19 protein-coding genes and 1 tRNA gene are annotated in these 16,882 nt (G+C 57.2%); 10 read left to right on the top strand and 10 right to left on the bottom strand.

What is annotated here, in order from left to right; genetic code table 11:
* The first annotated feature begins 1 nt into the window (after nucleotide 1).
* A complete protein-coding gene (locus P4G45_RS15825) occupies nucleotides 2-532 on the top strand; it encodes an Rrf2 family transcriptional regulator (protein WP_348267441.1) in 531 nt (176 codons plus the stop codon).
* Here the strand turns inward: P4G45_RS15825 and P4G45_RS15830 are convergent.
* From P4G45_RS15830 to P4G45_RS15840, 3 genes are read right to left on the bottom strand one after another with little or no spacing between them, the layout of a single operon-like run.
* The gene (locus P4G45_RS15830) at nucleotides 441-872 is read right to left on the bottom strand and encodes a gamma-butyrobetaine hydroxylase-like domain-containing protein (RefSeq protein WP_348267442.1); all 432 of its coding nucleotides are present in this window, start codon (nucleotides 870-872) and stop codon (nucleotides 441-443) included. The two genes, P4G45_RS15825 and P4G45_RS15830, sit on opposite strands and share 92 nt — an antisense overlap.
* Nucleotides 869-1,159: a SemiSWEET transporter gene (locus P4G45_RS15835; protein ID WP_348267443.1), complete on the bottom strand. Its 291-nt coding sequence runs from the start codon at nucleotides 1,157-1,159 to the stop codon at nucleotides 869-871. The genes P4G45_RS15830 and P4G45_RS15835 overlap by 4 nt, the downstream gene beginning before the upstream one ends.
* Nucleotides 1,160-1,939, bottom strand: coding sequence for a sulfite exporter TauE/SafE family protein (locus tag P4G45_RS15840; protein ID WP_348267444.1), 780 nt, complete (start codon nucleotides 1,937-1,939; stop codon nucleotides 1,160-1,162).
* Between the two features lie 132 nt (nucleotides 1,940-2,071).
* Here P4G45_RS15840 and P4G45_RS15845 point away from each other — a divergent pair, with 132 nt between their 5' ends.
* Complete coding sequence (locus P4G45_RS15845) at nucleotides 2,072-2,662, top strand: regulatory protein RecX (protein WP_348267445.1); 591 nt, start codon at nucleotides 2,072-2,074, stop codon at nucleotides 2,660-2,662.
* Between the two features lie 118 nt (nucleotides 2,663-2,780).
* On the opposite strand, the gene P4G45_RS15850 is transcribed toward P4G45_RS15845, so the two are convergent.
* Entirely contained in the window at nucleotides 2,781-2,972 is a 192-nt protein-coding gene (locus P4G45_RS15850) for a hypothetical protein (RefSeq protein WP_348267446.1), read from the bottom strand.
* Between the two features lie 89 nt (nucleotides 2,973-3,061).
* Between P4G45_RS15850 and P4G45_RS15855 the strand changes: the two genes are divergently transcribed.
* Both P4G45_RS15855 and alaS read left to right on the top strand, forming a co-directional pair.
* Nucleotides 3,062-3,988 carry a hypothetical protein gene (locus P4G45_RS15855; RefSeq protein ID WP_348267447.1) on the top strand — a complete coding sequence of 309 codons (927 nt, stop codon included), beginning with the start codon at nucleotides 3,062-3,064 and terminating at the stop codon, nucleotides 3,986-3,988.
* Nucleotides 3,989-4,035: 47 nt separating this feature from the next.
* Nucleotides 4,036-6,726, top strand: a complete 2,691-nt coding sequence (alaS, locus tag P4G45_RS15860; protein ID WP_348267448.1) for an alanine--tRNA ligase — start codon at nucleotides 4,036-4,038, stop codon at nucleotides 6,724-6,726.
* A gap of 182 nt (nucleotides 6,727-6,908) precedes the next feature.
* Here alaS and P4G45_RS15865 read toward each other — a convergent pair whose 3' ends face one another.
* The 3 genes from P4G45_RS15865 to infC all read right to left on the bottom strand — a co-directional run bounded on the left by P4G45_RS15865 (nucleotide 6,909) and on the right by infC (nucleotide 9,288).
* Nucleotides 6,909-7,823, bottom strand: a complete 915-nt coding sequence (locus tag P4G45_RS15865) for a hypothetical protein (RefSeq protein WP_348267449.1) — start codon at nucleotides 7,821-7,823, stop codon at nucleotides 6,909-6,911.
* Between the two features lie 106 nt (nucleotides 7,824-7,929).
* Complete coding sequence (locus P4G45_RS15870) at nucleotides 7,930-8,106, bottom strand: hypothetical protein (protein ID WP_348267450.1); 177 nt, start codon at nucleotides 8,104-8,106, stop codon at nucleotides 7,930-7,932.
* A gap of 564 nt (nucleotides 8,107-8,670) precedes the next feature.
* The gene (infC, locus tag P4G45_RS15875) at nucleotides 8,671-9,288 is read right to left on the bottom strand and encodes a translation initiation factor IF-3 (RefSeq protein ID WP_373695308.1); all 618 of its coding nucleotides are present in this window, start codon (nucleotides 9,286-9,288) and stop codon (nucleotides 8,671-8,673) included.
* 219 nt (nucleotides 9,289-9,507) lie between these two features.
* On the opposite strand from infC, the gene P4G45_RS15880 reads away from it, so the two are divergent.
* Nucleotides 9,508-10,068 (top strand): response regulator, encoded by a 561-nt coding sequence (locus tag P4G45_RS15880; RefSeq protein ID WP_348267451.1) that lies wholly within the window; start codon nucleotides 9,508-9,510, stop codon nucleotides 10,066-10,068.
* Here the strand turns inward: P4G45_RS15880 and P4G45_RS15885 are convergent, their stop codons facing one another.
* On the bottom strand, nucleotides 10,069-10,332 hold the full coding sequence (locus P4G45_RS15885) for a hypothetical protein (RefSeq protein WP_348267452.1): 264 nt from the start codon (nucleotides 10,330-10,332) through the stop codon (nucleotides 10,069-10,071).
* 151 nt (nucleotides 10,333-10,483) lie between these two features.
* Here P4G45_RS15885 and P4G45_RS15890 point away from each other — a divergent pair.
* Together P4G45_RS15890 and pheS are read left to right on the top strand one after the other, a co-directional pair.
* Nucleotides 10,484-10,570: transfer RNA gene (locus tag P4G45_RS15890), tRNA-Leu, on the top strand.
* Between the two features lie 101 nt (nucleotides 10,571-10,671).
* The gene (gene pheS / locus P4G45_RS15895) at nucleotides 10,672-11,787 is read left to right on the top strand and encodes a phenylalanine--tRNA ligase subunit alpha (protein ID WP_348267453.1); all 1,116 of its coding nucleotides are present in this window, start codon (nucleotides 10,672-10,674) and stop codon (nucleotides 11,785-11,787) included.
* 49 nt (nucleotides 11,788-11,836) lie between these two features.
* Here the strand turns inward: pheS and P4G45_RS15900 are convergent, their stop codons facing one another.
* Together P4G45_RS15900 and P4G45_RS15905 are read right to left on the bottom strand one after the other, a co-directional pair.
* Nucleotides 11,837-12,274, bottom strand: a complete 438-nt coding sequence (locus P4G45_RS15900; RefSeq protein WP_348267454.1) for a universal stress protein — start codon at nucleotides 12,272-12,274, stop codon at nucleotides 11,837-11,839.
* 69 nt (nucleotides 12,275-12,343) lie between these two features.
* Entirely contained in the window at nucleotides 12,344-12,700 is a 357-nt protein-coding gene (locus P4G45_RS15905; protein ID WP_348267455.1) for a phage holin family protein, read from the bottom strand.
* 165 nt (nucleotides 12,701-12,865) lie between these two features.
* Between P4G45_RS15905 and P4G45_RS15910 the strand changes: the two genes are divergently transcribed.
* From P4G45_RS15910 to pheT, 3 genes are all read left to right on the top strand, one after another.
* Complete coding sequence (locus tag P4G45_RS15910) at nucleotides 12,866-13,429, top strand: pyridoxamine 5'-phosphate oxidase family protein (RefSeq protein ID WP_348267456.1); 564 nt, start codon at nucleotides 12,866-12,868, stop codon at nucleotides 13,427-13,429.
* A 74-nt stretch (nucleotides 13,430-13,503) separates the two neighbouring features.
* Nucleotides 13,504-14,697 carry an ATP-binding protein gene (locus tag P4G45_RS15915; protein ID WP_348267457.1) on the top strand — a complete coding sequence of 398 codons (1,194 nt, stop codon included), beginning with the start codon at nucleotides 13,504-13,506 and terminating at the stop codon, nucleotides 14,695-14,697.
* A gap of 55 nt (nucleotides 14,698-14,752) precedes the next feature.
* Nucleotides 14,753-16,837 (top strand): phenylalanine--tRNA ligase subunit beta, encoded by a 2,085-nt coding sequence (gene pheT / locus P4G45_RS15920; RefSeq protein WP_348267458.1) that lies wholly within the window; start codon nucleotides 14,753-14,755, stop codon nucleotides 16,835-16,837.
* Nucleotides 16,838-16,882 lie beyond the last annotated feature (45 nt).

A 16,882-nucleotide genomic window follows, 5' to 3' on the forward strand; every position in this document is an offset into this window, starting at 1 on the left:
CATGCATATCAATCGCTTCTCGGACCTGGCGCTGCGGCTGCTGATGTATCTCGGCAGCCGCGCCCAGCCCATGGAAGCCACAGTCACAGTCCGGGCAGCCGCCACCATGTTCAATGTTCCGTATACCCACCTGGTCAAGGTGGCGCATCAGTTGGGGCTGCAGGGCTTCCTCATCACCAGCAAAGGCTCAGGCGGCGGCCTGCGACTGGCGCGAACTGCTGAGTCGATCTCGCTCGGCGAAATTCTGCGTGTCGTCGAACCCGGTGACTCCGTCATCGATTGCACTTCACAGCTTTGTCCCTTGGCCGGAGCCTGCCTGCTCAAGGGCGCGCTCGATAGCGCTTACGCTGCCTTCCTGGACAAACTCGACGAATATTCTCTCGCCGAGGTCGCGCGAACTCCACGCCTGCAGAAGCTTGTTTACCTTAAGCCGGGAGTTCTCAGCCCTTCGCCAGGCACTCGGAGCACTGGCAGACGCGCCGCAGATAGTCCCACGAGTAAATCCCGGTCTCGTGCCCGTCGTTCCATTTGAACTTCAGGGCATACTTGCCCACCGGCGTTACCTCGACGGGTCGCGCCGGTGCCTCATACATCGCCAGCAACGCTTGTGCTTTGGGCTTGGCAACGCCTGGCTTGCGACCACTCTTGTCGCGCTCCTCGTGGCAGGTCGCGCAGGGACAGGCATTGCGCAGCCATGCAAAATTCCATGCGCTGTGATGACCATCCTTCCAGTCGATCTCGACTCCAGTTCCCTCGGTCTTCATCACGCGTACCTTCTTTGGAGTCACCGCGTCCGCATGCAACGCCTTGTCCTCCTCGGCCTCGCGCCGGGCGTCATCCGCGTTCACAATTCGAATTCCTTCGTGGCTCATACGGTGGTTACCTCCTTCAGTACGTTGCGATCGAAGCGCAGCTTCAATACCAGGATGCTCATCGACAATACAAATGTCACCGCATTTGCTGCTACGACCGGCCTGGAGTGGGACAGCAGGCCATAGGTCAGCCACAGCGCCGTTCCAATGGAGAAGATCAAAAACATGCCCAGCGATATCTCTCTCGCAGAACGGAGCCTCAGCACCCGGACCAACTGCGGCAGAAAAGATAACGTCGTACATGTGGCTGCAACATAGCCGATAAGGTCAATTGTGTTCCGTTGCATCTAGTATTGCCTCCAGAAAAAATACGCCGAGATGACACATCCCGTGAGAACGACGATCCTTCGTAATACATCAGGATTCATGCGTCGGGCATATCGCGCGCCGATATACCCTCCCATCGCGGCAAACACCATTGAAATCAGGCAGTAGTGCCACAGGACCGCTCCTCTCACAATAAATGTGATGATGGCCACCAGGTTTGAGAGGCAGGCGGTTACGATCTTCATGGCATTGAGAGCATGCATCTCCTCCACGCCAAATAACGCAAGGACCGTCATGATAAGAAAGCCGCCGCCGGCGCCAAAGTAGCCGATATAGAAGCAGATTGGAAACAATGCGCAGAACAGCGGAAAGTATCTTGGGGTACGCTTCGCGTGAGGCTCGGCGGACCGCGCCCGCAACCATCGCGATACCGGTCCGCTGATGCCGAAGATCACTGCCCCCATGAGCAGCAGCCAGGGGATGAGATGCAAAAACGTGACCTGCCTCGTCCGCAGCAGGACTTCCGCGCCCGTCAATCCGCCAAGAATCGAAGCAAGCGCTGCTACCGGCAGCAGGTCTTTGCGAAGATCTGACTTCAACGCAGCTAGCGAAGTCAGTTGGCCCGGCCAGAGCGCGACCGTATTGGTGGCGTTCGCTTGAACTGGCAGAATCCCCATCGACAGCATCGCCGGAAAGGATAAAAATGAGCCGCCACCCGCCATGGCATTCATCACACCGGCGATCAACGAAGCCGCAACCAGCCAGAGATAGTGCCAATGCGAGCTAAAACCTGAGAGCATCCATCTTCAATTGTATTTGCAGCGATGCGATATGGCCGCCGCTAAGTCCATACAGCAGCTCGCCGACCCACTCTAGAAATAGAGGGCGAGTCGCCGAATATTTGAAGGAGAATGGTGGGGAGGAATAAAGTGATGGCGTTTGCGAGACCGAAGAAGCGCGAGCCAGTGGGCGAGGCGGGCCTGTTTGAGTATGCGGTGGGCGTGCTGGCGCGGCGGATGCGGACGGTACGCGATCTGCGCCGGTTGATGAAGAGCCGTGCCGAGGAAGGCGAGGCCGGGGAACGGGCGATGGATGCCGTCGTGGCTCGGCTGAAGGAATTGAATTATCTGAGTGATAGGAGATTTGCGGCGGACTACACGCGCCTGCGCAAGGAGAACGAGAAGCATGGCCGCCGCCGTGTGCAACAGGATCTTGCGCAGAAGGGTATTCACAAAGACCTGGTCACAGCTACGCTGGCCAAGGCATACGACGATGTGGATGAGGTGGCGCTGGCTCGGGAGTACATTGCCCGCAAACGACTGAAGCAGCCGAGTGGAGCGGATGCTCAGAAGCAGACGGTGCGTGTGATGGGCAGGCTGATGCGTGCGGGGTTTTCTGCTTCGGTTGTCTTTAAGGTATTGCGCGAGTGGAATCTGCCGGAGGAGGCCCTAGCAGGGATCGACGAGGGTGGGCGGGATTCAGACTCTTATGCGGAGCGAGATGAAGATTTGCCGGAGTTCTAGGGTGGCCTTTGAATATAGTGCGGTGCAATGTCTCCAGGCGGGATTCCCGATCGTGTTAGGTACTCAGACAGCTGCTTCCCCGCTTCGCTACGGAATGACAAGCAAAGAGACATTCTGTCTAGATGGCCCGGAGAGCCTTTGCCGGAAGAAGGAAGATGGCGGCGATGAGCGCGAATGTGCCTTCGACTACGATGCCCAGCAGGCGGAAGGGCAGCAGGCATAGCCAGATGAGCGGATAGAGGAAGAGAGCGGCGAGCGCGAGCGGCCAGCAGATGAGGAGGAGGATGCAGAAGAGGAAGAGTTTGAGCATGATGTCTCCGGCTTTCCAAGGCGGGGCTTGGGGGATGACTGCATAGAAGTTTACGCTGGAAGGAGGGCAAAGGTTCCAGGCGGGTGGAGATGCGGGCAGAGGCGATAGAGCGGGTGGTAGCGGTGGATTGGTCGGGCGATAAGGGGCCAGGACAGCGAAAGAAGATCTGGGCAGGAGTGTGGACGGCGGCCACAGGGAGGGTGAGCCTTGAGAGTGGGCGAACTCGCGTGGAGCTGGGGGAGTGGCTGGTGGAGCTGGCGCGGGAGACTCCGCGGATGGTGGTGGGCATCGATTGCTGCTTCAGTTTTCCGGCGTGGTTTCTGGCCGAGCATGGGTGCGCGACGATCTTCGACTTCTGGCAGCACGTGGCGGCGGGGCATGGCGAGCGCTGGCTGGCGCGGGAGTGCGAGGACGGGCGATTCTGGGGAAAGGTTGGCGCGTCGCGGACGGGAAAACGGCCGATGGAGTTTTGCGGCGATGGGCTGCGGCGGATGATGCGCGCAACGGATTGGGAGAATAAGATCGCGCCACGGCAGGAGGGAGGCGATCCGGAACGCGCGGCGAAGATGTTTGGGATTACGGCGAAGTCGCCGTTTCAGATCGGCGGCTCGGGCAGCGTCGGGACGGGGTCGCTGCGGGCGATGCCGTTTCTGCTGCGGATGCGCGAGGCGGGATTTCGGGTTTGGCCGTTTGAGGACGCGGCTTTGGACGCGAAGAAGCCGCAGTCCTTACTGGTCGAGATGTATACACGGCTGCTGACGGGGCCGGTGGCGAAGAGCAATCCTGCGGCGCGGAAGGCTTATCTGGCGGCGAAGCAAAAGGAAGATGCCGCATATGCGGGGTTGTCCCGTGGCGTGATGGCGAAGGCACTGGGGTCGGAAGATGCCTTCGATGCTCTGGTTTGCGCGTTGGAGATGGTTCGGTGGCGGGAGGAGTTTGCGAGGTTAAAGGCGACGAAGGATGCTGCATTGCGGCTGGAGGGGATTACGTGGCGGCCTGGAGTGCAAGCGGAATGAAGCTGCGTGTGCGAGAGCTTGAATCAGGCTGATAAACTTTCAGCTATATGGAATATCGTTCGGGAAGCCAGATTCGAGAAGACTTTTTGCGGTTTTTTGAGACCAAGGGGCACCGGCGCGTGCACTCTTCTTCGCTGGTGCCGGCGAACGATCCCACCCTGCTATTTACCAACGCAGGGATGAATCAGTTCAAAGACGTCTTCCTGGGCGCGGAGAAGCGCGAGTATTCGCGGGCGGCCAGTTCGCAGAAGTGTGTGCGTGCAGGCGGCAAGCACAACGATCTGGAGAACGTCGGCTTCACGCGGCGGCACCATACCTTCTTCGAGATGCTGGGGAACTTCAGTTTTGGCGACTATTTCAAGAAGGATGCTATCGCGTATGCGTGGGAGCTGCTGACCTCGCCGCAGTGGTTCGGCATCGATAAGGCGAAGCTGTACGTCACGATCTTTGAGGGCGACGCAGCGGTTCCGCGCGATACGGAGGCGTACCAGTTCTGGCTCGATGTTGGCGTTCCAGCGGAGCGCATCTTCGCACTGGGCGCGGCGGATAACTTCTGGGCGATGGGCGATACCGGGCCTTGCGGACCGTGTTCGGAGATTTATTACGACCTCGGTATCGCGGCTTCGGAGACAGGCGAGGACGTTCCTTTTCCAAAAGACGAGCAGCGCTACGTCGAGATCTGGAACCTGGTCTTCATGCAGTTCGACCGCAGCAGTGATGGCGTGTTGACCCCCCTGCCCAAGCCTTCGATTGATACAGGCATGGGGCTGGAACGGGTGTCAGCGGTGTTGCAGGGAGTATTGTCGAACTTTGAGACGGACTTGTTTACTCCGCTGATTATGCGGGCGGAGCAGTTGACGGGGCATAAGGTTGAACCCGAACACGAGGTGGATGATCGCTCGCGCGCTTCACTGCGGATTATCGCTGACCATGCCCGCGCGGCTACGTTTCTTATTTCGGATGGGGTTCATCCACAGAATGAAGGCCGCGGCTATGTGCTGCGGAAGATTCTGCGTCGTGGGATTCGGCATGGACGCCTTCTGGGGCAGGAGAAGCCCTTCATGCATGAGATGGTCTTCGCCGTTCGCGATGAGATGGGTGCAGCCTATCCGGAGCTGAAGGAGTCCGCTGACCGTGTGGCGAAGGTGGTGTTGGCTGAGGAGCAGCAGTTTGCGCGCACGCTGGAGCTTGGGCTGCGGCAGATGAATGAGGAGACCTTGCGGTCGGGCGCATTGGCGTTCCGGCTGTACGAGACGTTTGGAATGCCGCTGGATTTCATGGTCGATGCGGCGCGCGATGCCGGCATTGAGTTTGATATGACGGGCTTCGATGCTGCCAAGGAAGAGGAGCAGCAGCGGGCGCGTGCTTCGTGGAAGGGTGGCTCGCAGAAGTCGGCGGCGCCGGTCTATCGCGAGTTGCCGAAGACGGAGTTTGAGGGCTACCTGGCGCTGCGGGTCGATGGCGCTCGGATCCTTGCACTGGTGAAGGATGGCGTAGGCGTGCCGGAGCTGAAGGCTGGGGAGCAGGGCGAGGTGGTGCTTGATGCGACCAGCTTTTACGCCGACTCGGGTGGGCAGGTGGGCGATAGGGGCTGGCTGTATTCGGACGACCACAATACGGTTGTGGCCGACGTCAGCGGGGCCACCAAGCCGGTGCAGGGCGTCTTCGCGCATAAGGTCGTGGCGCGGCAGACGCTCGCCGTCGGCGATGTGGTGGATACAGTCGTCGATGCGGAGAATAGGCGTGCGACGGAGCGAAATCATACCGGCACCCACCTGCTCCACGCGGCGTTGCGCGAGGTTTTGGGCAAACATGTGAAACAGGCGGGGTCGCTGGTGAACGCTTCGCGGCTGCGATTTGACTTTTCGCACTTCACCGGCGTCGCCGATGAGGAGTTGCAGGAGATTGAGGACATCGTTAATCGGCAGGTGCTGGGAAACGCGACCGTGCAGACCCTGGTGGACGTGCCTATCGACGTTGCCGTGAATGAGCTTGGCGCGATGGCGTTGTTTGGGGAAAAGTATGGCGACCGAGTGCGCGTCGTCAAAATCGGCGACTTTTCGACCGAGCTTTGCGGCGGAACCCATACTGAAGCGACTGGAGAGATTGGGCTAATCAAGCTGGTTGGCGAGGGCTCGGTCTCGTCCGGCGTGCGCCGGGTTGAGGCCGTGAGCGGCATAGGAGCGCTGACGGAGTTCCGGCGTGGATTTGACGTTGCCAAGGTTGTCGGTCAGATGGTCGGAACTGGCTCTGATGACGCGAGCCCTGCGGACGCGTTGCGCCATAGGATCGCGGCGCAGGAAGAAGAGATGAAGAAGCTGCGACGCGAGCTGGACACCGTTCGTATGAAGTCGGCTTCGGCTTCCGTCTCGGACGCGGCTTCTTCCGCTGTTGAAGTCAAGGGAATCAAGGTGTTGGCGCTGCGAGTCGATGCGCTGGGTAATTCGCAGGACGCCAAGGGCCAGATGAGGACGCTGGTGGACAACCTGCGTACCAAACTCGGCAGCGGCGTCGTGGTTCTTGGCGCTGGTTCGGATGGCAAGGTCTCGTTGATCGTTGGCGTGACCAAGGACCTTACCGCGAAGTTGCAGGCCGGAAAGATCGTAGGACTGCTGGCGGGAATGGTCGGCGGCAAGGGCGGAGGGCGGCCCGATCTGGCGGAGGCTGGAGGCAACGATGTCTCGGCACTGGATGGCGCGCTTGCCAAGGCAGCTTCGATTGTCGAGGGATTGTTGTAGCTAATTAATTAAGCTCCCGACAAACTGGACCAATCTGCACCGATGACCCCGATGTCTGACTATTTGAGGGCGCTGGAGATTGGAATACCAGGAAGTTGTCTTTGAAATTGATAGGGACGGTGGAAAGGGAAACGGCAACAGCGGAGAGCTGTTGCCGTTTTCTTACAGGTATTCAGTAGTTCTTATGCGGAGATGGAGCGCAGATTGGAGGTTGGGTGCGCTTCAACCTTCTGCGGGGCCATCATCGCGGAGGCACGCTTCATGAGCTCTATCTCAGCCGGGGCAAAGAGCTCCGGAGGGATACCGCCGATTGCAACGTAACCAGGCTCGTCGCCCAGAGCAGCAGAAATCTGATTCCAGCGATGAAAGGGCGAGGTAGTGGGCAGTAGGATCATCCGGCGCTTCGGTTCCGGTAACGCAAAGTAAGTCGACCAGATGCAAAGGGTAACGCATATGGCAAAACCACCAATCAAGTTTACAGCTGATTCCATGGTCGAATTGTGGGCAATCCAAGCTGCTCGCACTAGATCGGTCGTCGCCAGAATTCCAAGACCGAGGCTAACCCCAAATATCCGGCTGCGATGAGACAGTCCCATGGGCCGAATCGCGAAGCACACAAAAATAAGCAGACAGAGGGTGAGGATACTCGATGTCCGCTGCATCTGCGTGACTAAGCCGACGATAAACTCTTTGCCTGATTGATTTGGGGCAATGGCGAGACCAACGGTAACTGCTACCGAGATTGCAGCCACCCAACGGAAGATCAACATTCCTAATGCTTGAAGTCCCTTCAATGGGGCCATGGCAAGTTTGAAGATGCTATAGATGATTAAAATCGAGAGGATAGCCTCGATAGCGTAGGAACCCCAGTAACTGTAGAAATAAATACGATAAGCACTGCCAGCTTCAACGACACTCACATGAATCATGGCTTTCAGGCCTAAGTACACCAAGTCAGAAGCCAACCTGACCGAAAGCAATGCCACGAGATAGATGTAGTTACGCCAAGGCTTGATGCGCAAAAGAAACAAGAGAGCCGCCGCACATAGCAGAGGTTCGAGATAAGTGAAGAACGATACTAGCCACGTACTGATCATCTTGCCGTCCCCGTGAGGCTATTAAGAAGCCTAGTCGATTCCACGGGGGTGCACAACAATTAAATCGCACTATTTTGCACAAATTGGATGATCAGGAACCTCGGAACTACCAGCCACCGTTCATACCGCAGGCATTAGGGGCGTTCGGGGGGCATACAGGAGTCGGACCGGCGCTGACCTTGGCGGTGATGATGGTCTTGGCGGAGGCGGAGGAGGTCTGGGTGGAAGCAGCGGCGCCGGTGAGAACGAGGACGATTGCGAAAGTGCGGACGATGTTTTGCATGATGTGTACCCCAGAAGTTGTATTTTCTATCCACGAATTTTGCTGGACAGATTCGATGAATTGAGATTAAGATGGATTTGGAACTAAGTCCATTAGAATCAAATACATACTGGAATATGAACCTGCTGAAGTGACCGACGTAATCACGAATTTTCGCAAATACGCAAAATCCTGCAGTTAATTTCTTCGATAAACGGAATCTGTATTCTCTTTTTTAGCGCGGGATCGGAAGAAATTACCTAATGCGGAAACCCTGAGATGCCTAAAATCATTCCCTAGTTGCCGAGTTTTGGGTTGAGAAATCAGGCTCTATCTCTCGTCTTCCATAGTGCGGCACGCAGGATATCCCCGCTCAGACACTCAACGTCGCTTGGATCGACGTGACGAAAGCTCATGCAGGATTCTTCAAGGCAAGGAATGCCTTGGTCCAGATGACGTGGATTTACGTATTTTAGGGGAGGCTATCCCTCCCCATCCTTCGCAAAAATGTGAAGGATGGGCCACCAGGGATTTGTGGGCTTAAAGAGGAAAAACGGTCGAATCAGCGTGCAGAATCGAGATAAATCAGGCCTGAGTGGGAGCTGGTTCAGCAGGTTCTGCCGACGCGGGAAACGCAGGTACCGGTTTCTTTGCCGGAACGACTTCAGCCTTCTTTGAAGGCGCAAGAATGGCATGGAGGGTCGTGCCTTCCATGCGCGGCATGAATTCGACCAGTCCGGCGTCTCCTATATCTAGGATGAGGCGGTTAATGATCTTGTAACCGAGGTCGCGGTGCGCCATCTGGCGACCTTTGAAACGGAGCGATGCCTTGACCTTGTCGCCATCGCCGAGGAAGCGGACGGCCTGGTTTTTCTTGGTCTGGTAATCGTGTTCGTCTACCGTGACCGAGAACTTGACCTCTTTAATGACAATGATCTTTTGCTTCTTGCGGGCGGCGCGGTCGCTCTTGTCTTTCTCGTAGAGGAACTTGCCGTAGTCCTGGATTTTACAGACGGGGGGAACGGCGTTGGGGGATATCTCTACGAGATCCAGCGCGCGTTCGCGGGCCATTTTAAGGGCTTCGAAGGGAGCCATGACGCCGAGTTGTTCGCCGTTCTCGTCGATGACGCGAATTTCGCGGGCGCGGATACGTTCATTGGTGCGGATGAAAGACTTGGCGGAACGTTTATCAATTGGGGGAATAGGTCGCCTCCACAGCGTGCATTGCGGCTCGCTATGCGTTTGTATAGGGTTAGGCGCATCCTTAAGGTTAAAGGTTGCGCTGCAACGTAAAGTATAGCACTTTCGATGCCACGGTCGGCATGGAGCGCCACGGGGCTCCAGCGGCTTTCATAACCGAGTTTGCTTTGGAGATGCGATAACGGATACTGTGTGTATGCTCCCAATGGTGAGAGGAAACGAATGAAACGTCGAATACTGCTTGTAGATGATGAAGTTGCTGTGCTGTTGACTTTGAAGGCTGTGCTGGAGATTAGCGGATTCGAAGTGGATACCGCCGCTTCAGCGAAAGAAGGCAAGTCGAAGCTGCATACGCATGAGTATCACATGGTGATTACAGACATGCGTATGGAGAAGGAGGCATCAGGCCTGGAAGTGATCAAGGCAGCGCGGGCGGCATCGTACCGGCCGGCAGTGGCACTGCTAACGGCGTTTCCGACGGCGGACGAGGACTGGCAGGAGATGGGCGCAGACAAGATGCTGGTCAAGCCAATGCACACGCGCGTCCTGCTTGAACAGCTTGAAAAGCTCTTGGCTTCACATGAAAACAAACTGGCGAATGGGGCGGGATCAAAGAAGGACCCTGCGCCGAAGACGCCGAGCAAGAAAGCTCCGGCAAAGACAGCTCTGGCAAAGAAGACCCCAGGCATCAAGGCTCCGGCAAAGAAGGCGGCAGCAAAGAAGACACCTGCTAAAGCTTCTACCAAGAAGACAGCGAAGAAGGTTTCGGCTCGAAATAAATAATTAGCTGGGGCTATGAGTCTTGATGTAGTTGCGAAGGGCACCGTTGAGATCGAGAGCCTTCTGAACGCCGCCGTCTAACATCCGCAGCCAGTCGGAGGCGGGCTCCTTCATCTCGGTGGTGCTGAGGAGATAGCTCGTCTGCACGATGATCTCGAGGGCATTGCTGAGGTCGTGGGCGAGCTTGCGTATCTCGATGGCCAGGTCTTCGGGAATCTGAGGAGTGCTGCCGCCGTTCTGAGAGAGTAAGGGATTTTGTTCGGTCATAGGTAAATGTTCCTGCGTCACAGGTAATGAGATGCCAGATCGAGGAATAGGTCTCTTACGCTGTAGTGGAATTGACAGCGGCCCGCACGTTTGCGAGACTGAATGCTCGGGGTTTAGTGGTTTTCGGCTCTGGCTGGAACGCTTACACCGTGCCGTAGTGGCGGAATTGGCAGACGCGCATGGTTCAGGTCCATGTACTCGCAAGGGTGTGGGGGTTCGAGTCCCCCCTTCGGCACCAAAGATCTATGAAAATGAGCACCTTTCGAGGTGCTCATTTTGTTTGTGGCACTCTGCCTCTGACCCCATGGAGTCGGCGGTCATTTATCCTGAATCTCGACTATGAACGAAGCCATCCCACAACTCCTGACCTACGATGAAGCCTCGCTTGATCGCGCCTTTGCCGCCGTCGCCGAGGAGGTCCGCGGCGGGACCTCGTCCCTTGAGACCTCGGAAGCACAGGAAGCCTTTCGGCTGCATTGGCTGGGTCGGAAGCAGGGACGCCTGAAACTTATCAGCGAGGCATGGCTGAAGTCAGCTCCCGCAGAAGCGCGCAAGCCATTGGGTATCCGGTTCAACCAGCTTAAGCAGGAGATCGAAGCGGCACTGCAGGCTCCCGTGGCTGCGGCTGGTGCGGCTGTGGTGCGGGGAATCGATATCACCCTGCCGGGAACGGTTCGGCAGCCGGGAATCGCCCATCCCCTGCTCGAAACGATGCAGGAGATCGTTCGGGTATTTCACCATCTTGGGTACTCAACGAATCTTGGGCCGCAGGTGGAGACCGACTTCTATAACTTCGAGGCGCTGAACTTTCCTCAGAACCACCCAGCGCGGGATACGCAGGACACCTTGCAGATCGCCGATCAAGGCGCGAAGCCCAGCCGCGACCGACTGCTGATGCGGACGCATACCTCCCCTGTCCAGATCAGGACGATGGTCGCCCAGGCTCCGCCGATTCGCATCGTCATTCCCGGCAAGGTGCATCGCAACGACGCCGCGGACGCCACGCACTCGCCTATTTTCCACCAGGTGGAGGGGCTTTGTGTGGATACGAACATTACCTTCTCCGACCTGAAGGGTACGCTCGACCATGCGATGAAGGCGCTGTTCGGGTCAGGGGTCAAGACCCGCTTCTTTCCCAGCTTCTTCCCTTTCACCGAGCCCTCGGCGGACGTGCAGATCTCGTGCATCTTCTGCGGCGGCAAGGGCTGCCGGAAGTGCAAGCACTCAGGCTGGATCGAGCTGCTGGGCTGTGGGATGGTAGACCCTGCTGTCTTTGCCAGCGTGACCGAAGAGCGCCGCAAGCTGGGGCTCGATGACGATGCTTATAATCCTGACCGGATTACAGGTTTCGCCTTCGGCATGGGTGTCGAGCGCATTGCAATGATTCAGCATGGCATTTCGGATATTGGACAGTTCTACTCCGGCGATATGCGGTTTCTGGAGCAGTTTGCCTAAAAAACAGACGGAGGCCGGAACAGTTTCTATGGACTGGCAGCCACAGTTTCTAGCGAACTCCGAGAACATCGCATTTTGCATGCAACGCTAATTGGTGAGCCGTTCCGCCCAGATAGCGACTGATTCCTCCTGGGTCGCGGCGAAGGCCGACTACCAGAAGCTCAGGCAGCAACCGGCCTACGCCCTGAAGCAGGGCATCGATCTCGTTTCCTTCAATCATCTCGGAATGCAGGCTGACACCGGCCTTCTCTGCCGTGGCCCTGGCTTTGTTGTGCAGGTCGTCATAAAACGCACGCTTCTGATTTTTCAACAACAGTGGAACCTCGGGAGCGATTGCCGACACGTAGCTCATGTAAGCGGGCTGGTTCTCGATGACGGTAATCAGGTAGAGTTCCCCTCCAACAAGCTTGGCCAAACCGAGCGCCGAACGAAAGGCGCGTTCCGCTTCCGGTGATTCATCGTATGCAACTGCAATTTTCTTGAACATCGAATCCCTCCACTGCTTGCGAGCTACGGACTCGGGATGCTTCCGACTTCGAGGCCGACGTTTTAAATGCTAGGAGTGCCTTTTCTTTGAAATCCCAAGAAAGCCAAAGAGCAGATGAAGCACCGCCAGCGCGAGCGCACCCCAAAATGCTGCCCCGAAGGTGGTTACGGCGAAGCCCGGTACAAACTGGCTGGAGAACCAGAGAATCACTGCATTGATGACCAGGAAGAAGACGCCGAAGGTAAGAATGCCCAGCGGCAGCGTGATGATCTTGAGGAAGAGGCCCAGCGTCGCATTGAAGAGGCCGATGATGATGACCGCAATCAGCGCGGAGATGAGGCTGCTGACGTGGAAGCCCTCTACGAAATGCGACACGATCAGCAGAGCCAGGGCATTTAGGATCCAGTGCAAAAGCAATCGGAGCATCGTTGGTTCCCTTTTTAGCCTTCGTTAAATTTTTGATTGCAGCCAGCACTTCTGACAACAGAGCATACCCGACCTCCGCCTGGACTGCTCGCATTTTGGTGAGTCGTGCAGACTTTTGGGGTTGTCTAAACTAAAGACTCGACATTCCTTGAGGAGGCTGCGCCCGTGGGAAAGCAGTTTGACCGGATTGAACCGCATCATCGCGAGTTCATTGAGCGGCAGCGGATCTTCTTTAATGCTTCCGCCGCCGCAGACGGACATGTAAATGTTTCGCCGCGTGATGTCGCGGCTCTGCGCGTGATTGATGCCAATACGGTCGCGTATGTCGATCGCACCGGCAGCGGTAATGAGACTGCGGCGCATCTGCTGGCCGATGGACGGCTGACTCTGATGTTCTGCGCGTTTGAAGGACCGCCCCTGATTCTTCGTCTGTATGGTCGGGGTCGAATTGTGCCGCGCCTCAGCGCGGAGTATGCGGCACTGCTGGCAGCGCACTTTGATAACACCGCGCCGCCGGGGGTGCGCCAGATGGTGATGCTCGAAGTGGGCTTGGTGCAGACCTCCTGTGGCATGAATGTTCCCTTTTTCGACTTTGCGGGCGAACGCGATCAGCTTACCCGCTGGGCCGAAGCGAAGGGCGAAAAGGGTCTGGAGGAGTACTGGCACCTGAAAAATGAACGCAGTATCGACGGGTTTCCGACGGGGATGCTTGAGAAGACCCGTTCCTGAATTCATCCACTTAATCAAACATTATCGATATTACTAAAATTTTATAAACTCGCTAACTTTGCTATAAATACAACATGGACTCTATTCGCAACCCCTATGCCCCGGGCGCAGGTACGCAACCTCCCGAGCTCGCAGGACGGGACAGCGTGCGGAAGCAGGTTCATGTCGCCATTGCCCGGCTCCGGATTGGGCGGCCAGCTAAAAGCGTTTTGATGGTGGGACTGCGCGGGGTGGGAAAGACCGTACTTCTGGACAAAATGCGCGCCGATGCCGAGGCTGAGGGTGTCTTTACGGTACGGGCTGAGACACCGGAGAACCGCTCACTTCCCGCGTTGCTTGCCCCTCAATTGCGCTTGGCTTTGCTACGCCTGAGCAAGGTGGAAAATGCCAAAGACCTTGCTCTATATGGCCTTCGTGCTCTCGCCGGATTCGTCAAGGCGTTCAAGCTGAAATACAACGATATCGAGGTAGGTCTTGATCTCGATCCTGAAGTTGGACTAGCTGATAATGGGGATCTTGAAGGAGATCTGGCCACATTGTTTGAGCAGGTGGGACGCGCAGCCAGGAGCGCCGGTACTGACGTAGTACTTTTTATCGATGAGATTCAGTACATCGAAGAAGCTCAGTTCGCTGCTCTTATCTCGGCGCTTCATCGCTGTGCCCAGGCGAATCTGCCGCTCACGATGGTCGGTGCAGGGTTACCGCAACTGCGCGGTCTCGCTGGAAATGCTAAATCGTATGCCGAGCGTCTCTTTGATTTTCCGATGATCGGTCCCCTCGCTCCGTCTGAAGCTCAACTGGCAATTCTGAAACCGGCCCACGATGAGGGCGTTGATTTCACACCTGACGCAGTTGGCAGCATTCTCGACCGCACCCATGGATATCCATACTTTCTTCAGGAATGGGGAAAACACTCCTGGGATGTCGCACGGCAGAGCCCCATCACCCTTACTGACGTAGATGAGGCTTCCAGTCAGGCAGTCGCGGCGCTCGATGAGAGTTTTTTCAGGGTAAGATTCGATCGCTTGACTCCGACAGAGAAGAAATATCTTCGCGCCATGGCGGAATTAGGACCGGGACCTCATCGTTCAGGAGACATTGCTACAACTCTCGGTAAAGCTGTGAACAGCCTTGCACCCCTTCGTCAAAGCCTTATCCTGAAAGGGATGCTGTGGAGCCCGAACCACGGGGATACCGCTTTTACTGTGCCATTGTTCGATGAGTTCATGAAGCGCATCATGCCCGGACCAAACTGGAAGACCGATTGATTCTGAAAGGAATCGGCGCGGATTAACGGAAGGAATTGAATAACCCCCTCTACCCATGAAGATTCTTACAAGCTGGCTCCGCTCTTACCTGCCGCAACTTACTGTCTCCGACCGCCAATTGGCGGATGACCTCACCCTGCGCGGCATCGCCGTCGAAGGCGTGCATGACCTTGGCGAAGGCAATGGCCATCTGTTCGAGATGGACATCACCACCAACCGCGTCGATGCAATGAACCACTACGGCATAGCGCGAGAGGCGGCGACGATCTATAACCTGCCGCTGGCTCCGCTCGATGTGGCGCTGCCTGCTTCGACGGAAGGCGCGAAGTCTTTTCCCGTTCGAATTGAGGCATCTGATCTCTGCGGTCGATTTACGGCGCGGGTGCTGCGCGGAGTAACCGTTGCTCCAAGTTCGGGGCGCATTGCAGAATACTTCAGCCTGCTCGGGCAGAAGCAGATCTCTAATGCAGTCGACGTAAGCAACTTCGTGTTGATGGGAATGGGGCATCCCACGCATGCCTTCGATTTGGACAAAATTGAGGGCGGCATCGTAGTCCGGCTGGCACGCAAAGGCGAGAAGTTGCGCCTGCTCGACGGGACGGAGCGGACCCTGGAGGCCGACGATCTGGTGGTCGCCGACGAGAAGAAGGCGCTGGCGCTCGCAGGCGTGATGGGCGGCTGGGACTCCATGATTACGGCGGAGACAAAGAACATTCTGGTGGAGGCGGCGTGGTTCGATCCAGCGAGCATTCGGCGAAGTTCGCGGCGGCACATGCTGCATACGGACGCTTCGCACCGGTTCGAGCGAGGGGCTGACTTCAATGCCGCTCCTGTAGCCAATGCACTGGTCTCGCGGCTGATCCTGGAGTCTGGCGGACAGGTTGAGGGCGAGTTGGTCGATGTGGTGGTTCCCGCAGCCGCTCTGAAGACTACCGAGCGAGCGCCGATTGCCCTTTCGGTGAAGCAGGTGCAGCGGCATTTGGGAACGACAATCGCCGCTGAGGGGATTACAAAGGAGATTGTTACGCAGTACCTTGCGTCGCTGGGGTGCGAGTTGACGCCTCAATCAGAAGACACTTTTGCGACGAAGCTGCCGAGTTGGCGACTCGATCTGGAGCGCGAAATTGACCTGATTGAAGAGGTGGCGCGCGTCTATGGCTATAACCGTTTTGCCAATACGCTGCCGACACCGGGCGTGGTGATTGCACACCCTCTGGCTGCTGCCGAGAACGCTGTGCGCACGCGGCTGCTGTCGCTCGGATTCAGCGAATCGATATCGAGCACCTTTGCCTCGCAGGCGGACAGCAACTTGTTCAGCGCGGTGGGTAAGAAGACGGTAGCGATGGAGAATCCTCTCTCAGAGGAGGCAGCGCTGCTGCGGCCTTCGCTCCTGCCGGGCATGCTGACTATGCTGACGCATAATCTGAATCGCGATGTGCAGACGGTCCGGCTATTTGAGCAGGGTGCGATCTTTGCGGGCGGGACGGATGAGGTCGCGGAGTCCGCGTCGCTCTCTCTTGGATTGACAGGCACGGTAGCGGCAAGCTCGCTGCATGCGGCGCAGGATGCGCCGGTGTTTGAACTGAAGGGCGTGATCGAGTCGCTGCTGTCGCTGTTCACGCACGGCGAAGTTACTTTTACGATGGAGACTCCGGCCTGGTTGCAGGCGGGGCGCAGTGCAACCGCGCTATTGGATGGCCAACCGGTCGCCCAATTTGGCGAACTCTCCGCTTCAGAAACAGCTCGGCGCAAGTTGCGGCAACCCGTTTATCTCGCCCAGATCGATCTGGCGAGTCTGTACTCGCTTCCTCTGCGCAAGGTGACGGCGCACGAGCTTTCGCGCTTCCAGGCCGTCGAGCGTGACTTTTCGTTTACTTTTCCCGACGCGATGCAGTGGGAGACGATTGCCGCCGCGATCCACGGACTGGCGATTCCGGAGTTGCAGCGGCTTTCGCCGACCGAGATCTTCCGCGATGCCAAGGGCAAATCGGTCCCTCCAGGCTATTACGCCCTTCTGCTGAAGTGCGTCTTTCAATCGAATGAGAGGACACTGCGAGAGGATGAGCTGACGACGTGGTGGGCGGAAATTATTGCGACGCTCACCAAGCTTGGCGGAACGATTCGCGCTCCGGGACTGTAGCGCTGAAGCTGGACTGTTTAGGACCGGAGTGCGGCGTAGACAGCA

Source organism: Edaphobacter paludis (assembly GCF_039993895.1).
Taxonomy (GTDB): Bacteria; Acidobacteriota; Terriglobia; order Terriglobales; family Acidobacteriaceae; genus Edaphobacter; species Edaphobacter paludis.

Excerpts from the sequence above, each read along its gene's own strand:
- P4G45_RS15825 (WP_348267441.1), top strand. The coding sequence starts at position 2 with ATGCATATCAATCGCTTCTCGGACCTGGCGCTGCGGCTGCTGATGTAT.
- P4G45_RS15830 (WP_348267442.1), bottom strand. The coding sequence starts at position 872 with ATGAGCCACGAAGGAATTCGAATTGTGAACGCGGATGACGCCCGGCGC.
- P4G45_RS15835 (WP_348267443.1), bottom strand. The coding sequence starts at position 1,159 with ATGCAACGGAACACAATTGACCTTATCGGCTATGTTGCAGCCACATGT.
- P4G45_RS15840 (WP_348267444.1), bottom strand. The coding sequence starts at position 1,939 with ATGCTCTCAGGTTTTAGCTCGCATTGGCACTATCTCTGGCTGGTTGCG.
- P4G45_RS15845 (WP_348267445.1), top strand. The coding sequence starts at position 2,072 with ATGGCGTTTGCGAGACCGAAGAAGCGCGAGCCAGTGGGCGAGGCGGGC.
- P4G45_RS15850 (WP_348267446.1), bottom strand. The coding sequence starts at position 2,972 with ATGCTCAAACTCTTCCTCTTCTGCATCCTCCTCCTCATCTGCTGGCCG.
- P4G45_RS15855 (WP_348267447.1), top strand. The coding sequence starts at position 3,062 with ATGCGGGCAGAGGCGATAGAGCGGGTGGTAGCGGTGGATTGGTCGGGC.
- alaS (WP_348267448.1), top strand. The coding sequence starts at position 4,036 with ATGGAATATCGTTCGGGAAGCCAGATTCGAGAAGACTTTTTGCGGTTT.
- P4G45_RS15865 (WP_348267449.1), bottom strand. The coding sequence starts at position 7,823 with ATGATCAGTACGTGGCTAGTATCGTTCTTCACTTATCTCGAACCTCTG.
- P4G45_RS15870 (WP_348267450.1), bottom strand. The coding sequence starts at position 8,106 with ATGCAAAACATCGTCCGCACTTTCGCAATCGTCCTCGTTCTCACCGGC.
- P4G45_RS15880 (WP_348267451.1), top strand. The coding sequence starts at position 9,508 with ATGAAACGTCGAATACTGCTTGTAGATGATGAAGTTGCTGTGCTGTTG.
- P4G45_RS15885 (WP_348267452.1), bottom strand. The coding sequence starts at position 10,332 with ATGACCGAACAAAATCCCTTACTCTCTCAGAACGGCGGCAGCACTCCT.
- pheS (WP_348267453.1), top strand. The coding sequence starts at position 10,672 with ATGAACGAAGCCATCCCACAACTCCTGACCTACGATGAAGCCTCGCTT.
- P4G45_RS15900 (WP_348267454.1), bottom strand. The coding sequence starts at position 12,274 with ATGTTCAAGAAAATTGCAGTTGCATACGATGAATCACCGGAAGCGGAA.
- P4G45_RS15905 (WP_348267455.1), bottom strand. The coding sequence starts at position 12,700 with ATGCTCCGATTGCTTTTGCACTGGATCCTAAATGCCCTGGCTCTGCTG.
- P4G45_RS15915 (WP_348267457.1), top strand. The coding sequence starts at position 13,504 with ATGGACTCTATTCGCAACCCCTATGCCCCGGGCGCAGGTACGCAACCT.
- pheT (WP_348267458.1), top strand. The coding sequence starts at position 14,753 with ATGAAGATTCTTACAAGCTGGCTCCGCTCTTACCTGCCGCAACTTACT.